Origin of the sequence: Parvularcula dongshanensis (genome assembly GCF_014199615.1) — a bacterium.
Taxonomy (GTDB): Bacteria; Pseudomonadota; Alphaproteobacteria; order Caulobacterales; family Parvularculaceae; genus Parvularcula; species Parvularcula dongshanensis.
On sequence record NZ_JACHOB010000001.1, the window covers coordinates 409,975 to 422,746 of the forward strand.

Below are 12,772 nucleotides of genomic sequence, written 5' to 3' on the forward strand. Positions count from 1 at the left end.
TTTCGAATGATGCTGTCCCGCAGGAAGTCCGCCGCCCCCGAGACCGCCGTCGACTTCAGCGCCTCGCTGTCACGGGCGCTGCGCAAGCCCACCATCCACCGAGAGGACGGCGAGACCGGCCGCGCGGCGGGCCCCGCCATACAGGCCATTGAGGCCCTCGAAGCGACGCTCGACGTCCTCAACCAAGCCGGCGGCGCCGTGCGGGACGCGGCGCGCCACGTCATCGCCGCGGCGAGCCAGCCGGACGTGGCGGCCCGCGCTCTCCTCGCCGAGCGCTACGACGACGCCCGCGCGCAGGTCGAGCGCCTGGCCCAGGCCGCCCCCGAGGCCGCGCATATCCTGGTCGCCCCGATGGCCGAGCGGCTCTCCGTGCCGCTGCAGGGCGCGACCTACGCGATCTCGCCCTTCCCCCTCACCCTGGAAGAGCAAGGGCTCGACCTGCCGCCGCCGAACGACGGCTTCGAGACGCATGCCGAGATCGCCGAGACGCTGCGGCGCGTAGAGACGGCCATCGAGCGGATCGGTCGCGCCTCGGTCGTCTACGCCAAGGACCGCGCCTTCCTTCAGCGCCAGGCGCGCTGACGCCTTCGTCACGTGACGATCGGCCCCGGAGGGGCGCAGGATCGTACGGGGCGCAAAGGACTTAACGTGAAGAGAGCCGTTTCGGGACTCGCCTGTCTCGCCATCCTTCTGAGCATGCAGGCCTGCGTCGTCGGCACGGCCGCGCGCGCCACCGGCACCGTCGCGGGCGCGGCGGTCAAGACGACGGTCTTCACCGCGAAGACCACCGGCAAGGCCGTGGGCGCCGTGGTTCCGGGCGGCGGGAAAGACGAAGAGGAGAAGCGGGATCGCCGTTAACGGCGCGTTCACCGTGCCCGCCCAGCCTGCTGCCATGCCGTCCTACGCCGCGCTTCGTTCGGGCTTTCTGCGCAGCCTCGCCGCGGAGCGCCGAGCGAGCGCCTATACGGTTCGCAACTACGAAGGCGCGATCGAGCGCTTCGAGGCCTTCCTTCAGGACCATCTCGGCGAGCCCGCATCGCTTCGCGTCCTGCGCACACTCGAGACGCGCGACTACCGCGCTTTCCTGGCGGCGCGCAGGCGGGAGGGCGCGGCGGTCCCGACGGTCAGGCTGGACCTCTCCGCCCTCAAGACCTTCCACCGCTACCTGCATCGGCACGCCGGCCTGCCGCTGGAGCCGCTGGCGGCGTTGCGCTCGCCCAAGGCACCGAAGCGCCTGCCCCGGCCCGTCGGCGCGGAGGACGCCCTCAGCCTGACGAGGATCGAGACCGTCGCCCGCCAGGGCGCCGCCCTTTGGATCGGCGCGCGGGACGCGGCGCTCTTCACCCTCCTCTACGGGGCGGGCCTTCGCATCTCGGAGGCGCTGGACCTGAACGCGGGGGCCGCGGACGGCCCGACGCTCCGCGTGCTCGGCAAGGGAGCCAAGCATCGCGACGTGCCGCTGCTCGAGCCCGTCCGGGAGGCGCTTCGGTCCTATGAGCGGGCGCTCCGGGACGACGAGACCGCCCGGCACTTCCGCGCCCGGCTCTCGCCCGCGCCCCTCTTCCTCGGCGCGCGGGGCGGGAGGCTCTCGCCCGCCATCGCCCAGCGCCGCCTGCGCGAGCTTCGCCCCAAGCTCGGCCTGCCCGAGAGCGCGACCCCGCACGCCCTGCGCCACGCCTTCGCGACGCACCTCCTGGCGCGCGGCGCGGACCTGCGCGTGATCCAGGACCTCCTCGGTCACGCGAGCCTGTCGAGCACGCAGCGCTACACGGAGGTCGATGCGGGACGGCTCCTGTCCGTACACGGCGCCGCGCACCCGCGAGCGAGAGCCTGAGGCCTCAGCTCGTCTCGAGCGCGTAGCCCGCCGAGCGAACCGTCCTGATCGGATCGTCGTGCCCGTGCTTGCCGAGCGCCTTCCTGAGGCGGCCGATATGCACGTCCACGGTGCGCGCCTCGACGAAGACGTCCGATCCCCAGACCGCGTTCAGCAGCTGTTCGCGGCTGAAGACGCGGCCGGGGTTCTGAACGAAGTGGTCCAGGAGGCGGAACTCCGTGGGGCCGAGGTGGATCTCCTCGCCGCCGCGCCGAACCCTGTGGGCGGCCCGGTCCATCTCGATGTCGCCGACCGTGACGGTCTCCGCGACCAGGGCGGGCCGGATGCGACGCAGGACGGCCCGGATGCGGGCGGCGAGCTCGGCCATGGAGACCGGCTTCACCATGTAGTCGTCGGCGCCCATGTCGAGGCCGCGGATGCGGTCCGTCTCGTCGCCGCGAGCCGTCAGCATGATGACGGGGATGTTCTGCGTCTCGACGTTCTGCCGGACCCGGCGACAGACCTCGACGCCCGAAACCTTCGGCAGCATCCAGTCGAGGACGACGACGTCGGGCCGCTCTTCCTCGATCTTGAGAAGGCCCTCTTCGCCGTCCGAGGCGAGGACGGTGAGGAAGCCTTCCTTGGTCAGATTGTAGTCGAGAAGGGTCGACAGCGACTCCTCGTCCTCGACGATCAGCACGCGCGTTTCCGCCATCCCCCCTCCTCCTAGCCGGCGCCGAGCGGCGCCAGGCTGGTGACGTCCGCCTTGGGCCGCTCCTCGCGGATCTCCTGCCCCGTGACCGCGAAGTGCACGCGCTCGGCGATGTTGGTCGCGTGGTCCCCGATCCGCTCGAAGTTCTTCGCGACGAAGACGAGCTGGGTGAAGGAGGAGACGAGCGCCGGCTCCTTCGCCATGACCTCGAGGATCTCCGAGAAGACGGAGTTGTAGAGGTCGTCGATGCGGTCGTCCCCGTCGCGCACCGCCCGCGCCGAGGCCGCGTCGCCGCGGAACAGCGCGTCGAGCGCACCGGAGAACTGGCGCAGGGCGATCTCTCCCATCCGGACGACGGGCATGGAGGCCTCGCGTCCGAGCGCGTGGGGGTCGTGCCGCACGATCAGGCCGACCCGCTTGCCGATGTTCTTGGAGAGGTCGCCGATGCGTTCCATCTCGGCGGCGATCTTGACCGCGACCATGGCGCGGCGAAGGTCCGCCGAGGGAAGGCGCCGCGCCTCGAGGAGGTCGACCACCGCGCCCTCGACCCGGCGTTCGCGCGCATCGGTCTCCGCGTCGCGCGCCGCCACGCTGCGCGCCAGGGCGACGTCGCGGCGCGAGAAGGCGGACGTCGCGTCCGAAAGCTGCTGCTCGACGAAGCCGCCCATCGTCGCGAGGGCGACGTCGATGCGCTCGAACTGCGCTATGGGTGACCGTAACCTTGGGAAGGCCATCTCGCTCTCCTGCCGAGGCTGGGGAGTGCCTGATTTGTGTGACGGTTTCTTGTCTCCGGCGTCCCCTGCGCGGCCAGACAACCTAGGCGCGCTGGGTGCGCATGTAAAGCGTGTCGAGGCCGCCTCGGGACGAGGGCATATAAACGCCCCTTTATATCGCCGGGCCCCTTCGCTAAGCGCGCGGCAACCTCAAGGAGCCCCCCAATGGCCGACTACATCGTCAAGGACATCGCACTCGCCGAGTACGGCGAGAAGGAGATCGAGATCGCCGAGCACGAGATGCCCGGCCTGATGGCGACGCGCGAGGAGTACGGCGCGAGCCAACCCCTGAAGGGCGCCCGGATCGCGGGCTCGCTGCACATGACGATCCAGACGGCGGTCCTGATCCGTACGCTCGAAGCGCTGGGCGCGGAGGTTCGCTGGGCCTCGTGCAACATCTTCTCGACCCAGGACCACGCCGCCGCCGCGATCGCGGCGAACGGCACGCCGGTCTTCGCGACCAAGGGCGAGACGCTGGAGGAGTACTGGGCCTACGCCGACCGCCTGTGGGAGTGGCCCGATGGCAAGGTCGCGAACATGATCCTCGACGACGGCGGCGACGCGACGCTCCTGATCCTGCTCGGCAGCCAGGCCGAGAAGGACGAGAGCGTCATCGCGAACCCGTCGAACGAGGAAGAGGCGGCGCTGTTCTCGACCATCCGCAAGCGTCTCGAGCGCGACCCGGGCTTCTACACCAAGGTCAAGAACTCGATCAAAGGCGTCACGGAAGAGACGACGACCGGCGTCCTCAGGCTCTATCAGCGCGAGAAGGAAGGCACGCTGCCCTTCCCCGCGATCAACGTGAACGACAGCGTCACCAAGTCGAAGTTCGACAACAAGTATGGCTGCAAGGAGTCGCTCGTCGACGCGATCCGGCGCGGCACGGACACGATGATGGCCGGCAAGGTCGCGCTGGTCGCAGGCTATGGCGACGTCGGCAAGGGCTCGGCGGCGAGCCTGCGCGGCTCGGGCGCGCGGGTGATCGTGACCGAGGTCGACCCCATCTGCGCGCTGCAGGCGGCGATGGACGGCTACGAGGTCGTCACCATGGAAAGCGGTGCGCCGCGCGCCGACATCGTCGTCACCGCGACCGGCAACAAGGACGTCCTGACGGCGGACCACTTCCGCCTCCTCAAGGACATGGCGATCGTCTGCAACATCGGCCACTTCGACAACGAGATTCAGGTCGAGGCGCTGAAGAACTACAAGTGGACGAACATCAAGGACCAGGTCGACATGATCGAGCTGCCCTCCGGCCGCCGCATGATCCTCCTGTCCCAAGGGCGCCTCGTGAACCTCGGCAACGCGACCGGGCACCCGAGCTTCGTGATGTCGGCGAGCTTCACCAACCAGACGCTGGCCCAGATCGAGCTCTTCACCAAGGGCGACGAGTACGACAACAAGGTCTACGTCCTGCCCAAGCACTTGGACGAGAAGGTCGCCGCGCTGCACCTCGAAAAGGTCGGGGCGCAGCTCTCCAAGCTGACGGACGCGCAGGCCAAGTACATCGGCGTCGACGTGAACGGCCCGTTCAAAGGCGAAGCGTACCGGTACTGAGGCTTGGGCCGCTACTGAGAATCAGGCGACAAGGCGGCGTTGGCGCCGAGGTTGCAGGAAGGCTTTCATGATGAGACGCCTCCTCCCCCTCGGACTCCTCGCCGCCTGCGCCTCGCAGAGCTTGCCGCTCGCCCCGGGCGATGACGGCGGCTCGCGCGGCGGGTTCGGCTTCGGCCTTCCCGCCTTCGGAAGCGGGACCGCCGCTAGGCCGGTCGCCGCGACGCAGGCGCCCGAGCTGCCCCTCGAACCTGCCGACGAGGTGCGCCTGGCGCGGCTCAAGGAGACGGTGGCCGCCGCGCTCTTCGACGCCTTCGCAGCGGGCGGCGCCGACCGGACCATGATCGCGTCGTCCGCCTCGGTGCTGACGGCGGCGCCGCTGCCGCTGACGGACGGACCGATCGCCGGGCGATACCGCTGCCGCACGCTGAAGCATGGCGGCCCCGTCCCCTTCATCACCTATGGCTGGTTCGACTGCGCCGTGAAGGAGGGCAAGGACGGCCTCACGCTGTCGAAGCCCGACGGCAGCCAGCGCATGGCCGGACGGCTGTTCCGGGCGCCGGGCCTCGGCGCGGACGGTCTCTCCGCCCTCGCCTATGCGGGCACGGAGTACCATCAGGGCGAGAAGCCCGTGCCCTACCCCGAAGGGCGCAACGAGGTCGGCCTCTTCGAGCGGATCGGCGAGAACCGCTTCCGCCTCCTCCTCCCGGAGCCCGGCGTCGAGGGGCGGCTCGACGTGATCGAGCTCGAACGGATCGGCGAGCGGGGAGCCTAGAAGGGCCGCCGCGCCTTCAGCGCCGCGGCGAGGGTGCCTTCGTCGAGGTAGTCGAGCTCGCCGCCCACGGGCACGCCGTGGGAAAGACGCGTGACCTCGACGCCCGTGCCGTCCAGCCGGTCGGTGACGTAGTGGGCCGTGGTCTGACCGTCGACCGTGGCGGCGGTGGCGAGGATGATCTCCTTGATGCCCGCCGCGCTCGCCCGTTGTGCCAGGGAGGCGATGTTGAGGTCGTCAGGGCCGATCCCGTCGAGGGGCGAGATGACGCCGCCGAGGACGTGGTACTTGCCCCTGTGCGCACCTGCGCGCTCCAACGCCCAAAGGTCGGCGACGTCCTGCACGACGCAGATCGTGCCGTCGTCGCGCTCTGGGTCCGAACAGATGGCGCAGGGGTTGCGGCTGTCCCAGTTCCCGCAGACGTCGCACGGGACGACCTTCTCGGCCGCGTCGTGAAGGGCGGCGGCGAGCGGCTCCATCATCTGCTCGCGGCGCTTGAGGAGGTAGAGCGCCGCCCGCTTGGCCGAGCGCGGCCCGAGGCCGGGAAGCCCCGAGAGCAGCTTGATGAGGTGGTCGAGCTCGGGGCCGGCGGGCGTCTTCTGCATGGCCTCTAGATAGGCGCGAACGCGGTCCTTTTCGAGCCTCAACGCCCGGTCTCGACCCAATCCCCGGTCTCGGCTGAGCGGTAGATCGCGGTTAGAAGCTCGACGTCCCTAAGGCCCATCTCGCCGGGCGTCAGGATCTCCGTGCCTTCCTGAACGGCTTGGCACAGATGGTCGATCTCGGCGCCGAACTGGCTCTCCGAGGGCTGCTCGGGCTTCGGCGCGTCCGTGCCGTCCGCGGAGACGAGGTGGAGCGCGTTCCCCCTGTACTCGGTCGCGGGGTTCAAGGTCGCGGTGACCTTCTCGCCGACGAGGTCGATCCGTTTGACGCTGCCGGTATAGCCGGAGCTGATCACGGCGCTGCGCCCGGAGGGAAAGTCGAGCTCGACCCGGGCGAAGGCTTCGACCTCGGCGAAGCGCGGATCGCCTGGCGGGCTCGACAGCGTGCCGCGGACCCGCGAGGGCGCTTCGCCCAGGAACCAGATCAGGCCGTTGAGGCCGTATATGCCGATGTCGACGAGCGAGCCGCCGCCCGCGAGGGCCTTCTTCGCGCGCCACTGATCGCGCGCATCGCCCAAGTCCATCGGCCGGTGATGGTCGGAGGCCGCGTACCAGACCTCGCCGAGGTCGCCTGCCGCCATCCGGTCCTTGGCGAGCTGGTTGTAGGGCTCGAAGTGCGCGCGGTAGGCGACCATGAGCTTGCGCCCCGCGGCCTTTCCGGCGTCGATCATGCGCTGGCAGGCCGCAGGCGTCGGCGCCATCGGCTTCTCGCACATCACGTGCTTGCCCGCCTCGAAGGCGCGGATGACGAGGTCCTCGTGCAGCGCGTTGGGGGTGATGACGTAGACGACGTCGACGCTGTCGTCGTCCGCGAGGCGCTTCATGTCGTAGCCGTGGACGGCGTCCTCGCCGAGGCCGTAGGCCGCGCCGACCCGCGCCGCCTTGTCCGGACTGCCGGTGATCAGACCTGCCAGCTTGGCGCGGCGCGCCTTCGCGATGCCGGGGATCGCCCAGTTCTGCGCGAAGTGGCCGACGCCCGCCACGGCCCAGCCGAGCTGATCCTGGCTGGCGATCGGCAGGGGGTTGTCCTCTTCGGGTGCTGGGCGGCCGGTCAGCCGGTTCGGCGGCGCCTCCTGTCCGAGCGCCGCGCCCGCGAGGCTCGCGCCGAGGCCGAGGACGGAAGCTTGAAGGAAAGCGCGCCTTTGAAGAGGCTCGGTCTGCATGGGATCGGCTCCGGTGTCGCCTGTCCCTAACCGCCCCGCCCCGCTCAACGTTCCGCTCAACGTTCCGCGCGCAGCGAGGATAAGTCCTTGCACTCGAGCGATGGGGGGCGGATGGGCGCCCGGCCGCCCCGATCGAGAGTGAACGTTTTGGCCCTCACGCCCTCCGTCCAAGTCCTACGCCACAGGCCCTACGCGCACTTCCTCACCATGCGCGTGCTGCTGGCGGGCGCACGCCAGATGGAGGCCGTCGCGATCGGCTGGCAGGTCTACGACCTCGCGCGGCTCGACCGGACGGTCGAGGAGTCGGCGCTGCTCCTGGGTCTGATCGGCCTGACGCAGTTCGTGCCCGTCCTCCTCTTCTCGCTGATCGGCGGGCAGGTCGCCGACCGCCTGGATCCCAAGAAGATCCTGATCGCGACCAACACCGCCCGTTTCCTCGCGACCGTCATCCTGCTCGCGACCGCCTTCCTCGCGCCGCGGCACGCCCTGCCCTCGATCTTCGCCGTCGCGGTGATCCTCGGCACGGTGAACGCCTTCGTGCCGGCCGCCGCCAACACGCTCTACCCCCGCCTCGTGCCGCGGGCGGAGCTGCCCGCCGCCATCGCCTGGAACTCGCTCGGCTTTCAGTCGGCGGCGATCGCGGGGCCCGCGCTCGGCGGCGTCCTCTACATCGGCGGCCCCGAGACCGTGTACGGCGTCAGCCTCGTCCTGATCGGCCTCGCCCTCCTCGCCATCGCGACGGCGAAGACGCCGAAGCACATTCCTCCGCGACGTCAGCGCGGCCTCGCCATGATGAAGGAAGGGCTCCTTTACGTCCGGGGCAACAAGATCGTGCTCGGCGCGATCTCGCTCGACCTCGTGGTCGTCTTCTTCGCTGGCGCGACCGCGCTCCTGCCGATCTTCGCGCGCGACGTCCTGCACGTCGGCACCGAAGGCCTCGGCGCGCTGCGCGCCGCGCCCGCCTTCGGCGCCGGCCTCGTGGCGCTCGGCCTCGCCTTCGCGCCGCTCACCCAGGCGGTCGGCCGATGGATGATGGCTGCGATCTTCGTCTACGGCCTCTCCATGCTGGCCTTCGGCCTGTCGACCAGCTTCGTCCTGTCCCTCGCCGCGCTCGGCGTCTCGGGCGCCGCGGACATGGTGTCGATGTACGTCCGCCAGTCGCTGATCCAGCTCGCGACGCCCGACGGCATGCGCGGTCGGGTCTCGTCCGTGTCGTTCATCTTCGTCTCGGCCTCGAACGAGCTCGGCGAGTTCGAGTCGGGGGTCGCCGCGCGCCTGTTGGGCCCGGTCGGCGCCGTGGTGCTGGGCGGGACGGCCGCGATCGTCACGGCGCTCGCCTGGTTCAAGCTGTTCCCGGCGCTGACCCGCGCGGACCGCTTCGACGAGCTGCCGGGCGAAGCGCCCGCACCGGCGGCGGGGGCACCCGCGAGCTAGGTCACCAAAGACCGGACGGACTCGCCTGCTTGGCGAGGCGGTCCAACATGCGGTTCAGGACCTCGCGCTCCTTGCCGGACAGCACCGAGAGGAGTTCCGCCTCGTAAGACCGGGCGATGACGGCGACCTCGTCGTAGATCGCCCTGCCCGCCTCGGTCAGGGACAGGCGCGAGGAGCGGCCGTCCGCCGGCGATACGCGCCGCTCGATGCGCCCGGCCTCGAGGAGGCCCGCGACCGCACGGCTGACCGCGACCTTGTCCATCGCGGTCCGCGCGGCGATCGCCTTCGCGGCGAGGTCCGGCGACTGTCCGAGGACCGCGATCACCCGCCATTGCGGGATCGTGAGGCCGAAGCGCTCGCGGTATTGCGCCGCGATCCCCTCGGAGACGGTGTTCGACAGGACGGACAGGCGGAAGGGCACGAACTCGGAGAGGACGAGTTCACTCTCCCGCGCGCGCTGCACCGTCTCCGTCATCCGATCTTGCCTTTCCGCCGCGATTGTCGTTTCTAATGAAACTAGTTTCCGATGTAACTAATCATACCAATCAGTCGGGAGGAACACCATGGCGGATCTCTTCGCAAACCCCGCAGGGCTCGACGGCTTCGAGTTCATCGAGTTCTCGGCGCCGCAGAAGGGCGTGCTGGAACCCGTGTTCGAGGCCATCGGCTTCACCAAGGTCGCGAACCACCGCTCCAAGGACGTGCAGCTCTGGCGGCAGGGCGACATCAACCTGATCACCAACTACGAGCCGCGCTCGGCGGCCTGGTTCTTCGCGCGCGAGCACGGACCGTCCGCCTGCGGCATGGCGTTCCGCGTGAAGGACGCGCGCAAGGCCTACGATCACCTCATCGAGCAGGGCGCCGAGCCCGTGGAGGTGAAGACCGGGCCGATGGAGCTGCGCATTCCCGCGATCCGCGGCATCGGCGGGGCGATCTTGTACCTCGTCGACCGCTACGGCGATCAGCTGTCGATCTACGACATCGACTTCGAGTACGTCGAAGGGGCCGAGCGCTTCCCCGAAGGGGCGGGCCTCGAGGTGATCGATCACCTCACCCACAACGTCTACACGGGCCGCATGGCCTACTGGGCGGACTACTACGAGACGCTCTTCAACTTCCGTGAGATCCGCTACTTCGACATCAAGGGCGAGTATACGGGCCTCACCTCCAAGGCGCTGACGGCGCCGGACGGAAAGATCCGCATCCCCCTCAACGAGGAGGGCGAGGGCGGCAAGGGCCAGATCGAGGAGTTCCTGCGCGCCTTCAACGGCGAGGGCATCCAGCACATCGCCTTCGCCTGCGACGACCTCCTCGGCGCCTGGGACAAGCTGAAGGCCCGCGGCATGCCCTTCATGACCGCGCCGCCCGAGACCTATTACGAGATGCTCGAAGAGCGCCTGCCGGGCCACGGCGAGCCCGTGGACGAGCTGAAAGCCCGCGGCATCCTCCTCGACGGGACGAGCGAGGACGGCAGCGCCCGCCTCCTCCTCCAGATCTTCTCCGAGACCCAAGTCGGGCCCGTCTTCTTCGAGTTCATCCAGCGCAAGGGCGATGACGGCTTCGGCGAAGGCAACTTCAAGGCGCTCTTCGAATCGATGGAGCGCGACCAGGTCCGCCGGGGCGTCCTGAAGACGAAGGAGCCTGCGTGATGGCCGAAGAGTTCACTCTGAGCGGCGTGCACCACGTCGCCTATCGCTGCCGCGACGCGAAGGAGACGGTGGAGTTCTACCGCGACGTCATGGGCATGCCCTTCGACGTCGCCTTCGCCGAGGACCACGTGCCGTCCACGGGCGAGTACGACCCCTACATGCACGTCTTCCTCGACGCGGGGAACGGCAACATCCTCGCCTTCTTCGAGCTGCCGAACCAGCCCGAGATGGGCCGGGACGAGAAGACGCCGAAATGGGTCCAGCACCTCGCCTTCCGCGTGCCGACGATGGACGACCTCCTGAAGGCGAAGGCCCGCGCCGAGGCGCATGGGGTCGAGGTCCTGGGGCCTACGGATCACGGCATCTTCAAGTCGATCTACTTCTTCGATCCCAACGGTCATAGGGTCGAGCTGGCCTGCGACTGCGGCACGAAGGAGCAGATGGACGAGCTTCGCCGCGTCGCGCCCGACATGCTCGAAGAGTGGTCGCGGACCAAGCGCGCGCCGAAGCACGCCGCCTGGCTTCACGCCGGGGACCCGCCGCCGAAGCGCTCGTGATGCGCCTTTACGGCTACGACCGGTCCTCGACCTCCTACCGGGTGCGGATCGCCCTGAACCTCAAGGGCGTTCCGTATGAGGGCGTCGAGGTGGACCTGCGCGAGGGCGCGCAGCGCTCGGACGAGTTCCGCAAGGTGAACCCGTTCGGAAGCGTGCCCGCGCTCGTGACGGACGGGGGCGAGACGGTCGTCCAGTCGCTCGCCATCTTCACCTGGCTCGATCGGCATCATCCCGAGCCGCCCCTGTGGCCGAGCGACCCGGACGCACTCGTGCGCGCGCAGGAGCTGACCTACGCGATCGCCTGCGACGTTCACGCCGTGAACAACCTCCGGGTGCTGAAGCGCCTGCGTTCGGCGTTCGGTGCGGACGAGGCGGCGATCGAGGACTGGTACCGGCACTTCATCGAGGAGAGCTTCGCGCCGATCGAGGCCCGGCTTCGAGCGATGACGCTCGAAGGCCGCCTGCCCTTCGGCGGCCCGGGCGCCTTCGAGGCGACGCTCGTCCCCCAGGTCTACAACGCCCGGCGCTACGCGCTGGACCTCTCCCCCTACCCCGAGATCGTTCGGATCGACGCGGCCTGCACGGCGCTGGACGCCTTCGCGCGCGCCGCGCCCGAGGCGCAAGACGCCGCGCCTGCCTGACATCCTCCGCCGACGAAGGACACGCCCATGAAACTCGCCACGCTCAAGAACGGCACGCGGGACGGCCGCCTGGTCGTCGTCAGCGCCGACCTGTCTCGCTGCTTGGGCGCGGGCGGCGCCGCACCGACGCTTCAGGCCGCGCTCGACGACTGGAGGGCGGTCGAGCCCGAGCTTCGGGCGCTCGCAGAGACGCTCGAACGGGACGCGAGCGCAGGAGAGCCGTTTGGCGAGACGAAGTGCGCCTCGCCCCTTCCCCGCGCCTATCAGTGGGCGGACGGCTCTGCCTACGTCAACCACGTCGAGCTCGTCCGCCGGGCGAGGGGCGCCAAGATGCCGGAGAGCTTCTGGACCGACCCCCTGATGTATCAGGGCGGCTCGGACAGCTTCCTCGGCCCGCGCGATCCGATCGTGATGCCGACCGACGAGGGCTGGGGCATCGACATGGAAGGCGAGGTCGCCGTCGTCACCGGCGACGTGCCGATGGGCGTGACGGCAGAAGAGGCGCGCGGCCTCGTCCGCCTCGTCATGCTCTGCAACGATGTGAGCCTGCGCGGCCTCATCCCCGGCGAGCTCGCCAAGGGCTTCGGATTCTTCCAGTCGAAGCCGTCGTCGGCCTTCTCGCCCTGCGCGGTGACGCCGGACGGACTCGGCGGGGCCTGGCGCGAGGGTAAGCTGCACCTGCCGCTTCTGGTCGGGCTCAACGGCGAGCCCTTCGGCAGGGCCGATGCGGGCACCGACATGACCTTCGACTTCGGCCAGCTGATCGCGCACGCCGCGAAGAGCAGGCCTCTGGGCGCCGGGACCATCATCGGGTCGGGCACGGTGTCGAACCGCATGGAGGGTGGCCCCGGCAAGCCGATCGCCGAGGGCGGCGTCGGCTACTCCTGCCTCGCGGAGATCCGCATGATCGAGACGATCGAGGGCGGCGCGCCCAAGACGCCCTTCTTGCGCTTCGGGGACGCCGTCAGCATCGAGATGACGGACGCGGACGGCCGGTCGATCTTCGGGCGGATCGCGCAGCAGGTCCGGCGCGCGGGCTGAA

General features: G+C 69.7%; 15 protein-coding genes. 10 read left to right on the forward strand and 5 right to left on the reverse strand.

What is annotated here, in order from left to right:
• The first annotated feature begins 6 nt into the window (after positions 1–6).
• The 3 genes from GGQ59_RS01845 (at position 7) to GGQ59_RS01855 (ending at position 1,834) form a co-directional block, all read left to right on the forward strand.
• The gene (locus GGQ59_RS01845; RefSeq protein ID WP_183815298.1) at positions 7–582 is read left to right on the forward strand and encodes a hypothetical protein; all 576 of its coding nucleotides are present in this window, start codon (positions 7–9) and stop codon (positions 580–582) included.
• A gap of 66 nt (positions 583–648) precedes the next feature.
• Positions 649–858: a hypothetical protein gene (locus tag GGQ59_RS01850; RefSeq protein ID WP_183815300.1), complete on the forward strand. Its 210-nt coding sequence runs from the start codon at positions 649–651 to the stop codon at positions 856–858.
• Positions 859–892: 34 nt separating this feature from the next.
• On the forward strand, positions 893–1,834 hold the full coding sequence (locus GGQ59_RS01855; protein WP_183816658.1) for a tyrosine recombinase XerC: 942 nt from the start codon (positions 893–895) through the stop codon (positions 1,832–1,834).
• A 4-nt stretch (positions 1,835–1,838) separates the two neighbouring features.
• On the opposite strand, the gene phoB is transcribed toward GGQ59_RS01855, so the two are convergent.
• A complete protein-coding gene (gene phoB, locus GGQ59_RS01860) occupies positions 1,839–2,528 on the reverse strand; it encodes a phosphate regulon transcriptional regulator PhoB (protein ID WP_183815302.1) in 690 nt (229 codons plus the stop codon).
• Positions 2,529–2,539: 11 nt separating this feature from the next.
• Complete coding sequence (gene phoU / locus GGQ59_RS01865) at positions 2,540–3,259, reverse strand: phosphate signaling complex protein PhoU (protein ID WP_183815304.1); 720 nt, start codon at positions 3,257–3,259, stop codon at positions 2,540–2,542.
• 204 nt (positions 3,260–3,463) lie between these two features.
• Between phoU and ahcY the strand changes: the two genes are divergently transcribed.
• Positions 3,464–4,855, forward strand: a complete 1,392-nt coding sequence (ahcY, locus tag GGQ59_RS01870) for an adenosylhomocysteinase (protein WP_183815306.1) — start codon at positions 3,464–3,466, stop codon at positions 4,853–4,855.
• Positions 4,856–4,922: 67 nt separating this feature from the next.
• The gene (locus GGQ59_RS01875) at positions 4,923–5,627 is read left to right on the forward strand and encodes a DUF4893 domain-containing protein (protein ID WP_183815308.1); all 705 of its coding nucleotides are present in this window, start codon (positions 4,923–4,925) and stop codon (positions 5,625–5,627) included.
• On the opposite strand, the gene recR is transcribed toward GGQ59_RS01875, so the two are convergent.
• On the reverse strand, positions 5,624–6,229 hold the full coding sequence (recR, locus tag GGQ59_RS01880) for a recombination mediator RecR (protein WP_183815310.1): 606 nt from the start codon (positions 6,227–6,229) through the stop codon (positions 5,624–5,626). The genes GGQ59_RS01875 and recR overlap by 4 nt on opposite strands.
• A 38-nt stretch (positions 6,230–6,267) precedes the next feature.
• A complete protein-coding gene (locus GGQ59_RS01885; protein WP_183815311.1) occupies positions 6,268–7,449 on the reverse strand; it encodes a Gfo/Idh/MocA family protein in 1,182 nt (393 codons plus the stop codon).
• A gap of 138 nt (positions 7,450–7,587) precedes the next feature.
• Between GGQ59_RS01885 and GGQ59_RS01890 the strand changes: the two genes are divergently transcribed.
• A complete protein-coding gene (locus GGQ59_RS01890; RefSeq protein WP_425511345.1) occupies positions 7,588–8,883 on the forward strand; it encodes an MFS transporter in 1,296 nt (431 codons plus the stop codon).
• 1 nt (position 8,884) lies between these two features.
• Here the strand turns inward: GGQ59_RS01890 and GGQ59_RS01895 are convergent, their stop codons facing one another.
• A complete protein-coding gene (locus GGQ59_RS01895; protein WP_183815312.1) occupies positions 8,885–9,358 on the reverse strand; it encodes a MarR family winged helix-turn-helix transcriptional regulator in 474 nt (157 codons plus the stop codon).
• Between the two features lie 88 nt (positions 9,359–9,446).
• Between GGQ59_RS01895 and hppD the strand changes: the two genes are divergently transcribed.
• From hppD to GGQ59_RS01915, 4 genes are read left to right on the forward strand one after another with little or no spacing between them, the layout of a single operon-like run.
• Positions 9,447–10,532 (forward strand): 4-hydroxyphenylpyruvate dioxygenase, encoded by a 1,086-nt coding sequence (hppD, locus tag GGQ59_RS01900; RefSeq protein ID WP_183815313.1) that lies wholly within the window; start codon positions 9,447–9,449, stop codon positions 10,530–10,532.
• A complete protein-coding gene (locus GGQ59_RS01905) occupies positions 10,532–11,089 on the forward strand; it encodes a VOC family protein (protein ID WP_183815314.1) in 558 nt (185 codons plus the stop codon). Before hppD ends, GGQ59_RS01905 begins: the two co-directional genes overlap by 1 nt.
• Positions 11,089–11,730, forward strand: a complete 642-nt coding sequence (maiA, locus tag GGQ59_RS01910; RefSeq protein WP_183816663.1) for a maleylacetoacetate isomerase — start codon at positions 11,089–11,091, stop codon at positions 11,728–11,730. Before GGQ59_RS01905 ends, maiA begins: the two co-directional genes overlap by 1 nt.
• A 27-nt stretch (positions 11,731–11,757) precedes the next feature.
• Positions 11,758–12,771: a fumarylacetoacetate hydrolase family protein gene (locus GGQ59_RS01915; protein WP_183815315.1), complete on the forward strand. Its 1,014-nt coding sequence runs from the start codon at positions 11,758–11,760 to the stop codon at positions 12,769–12,771.
• The last annotated feature ends 1 nt before the right edge of the window (position 12,772 follow it).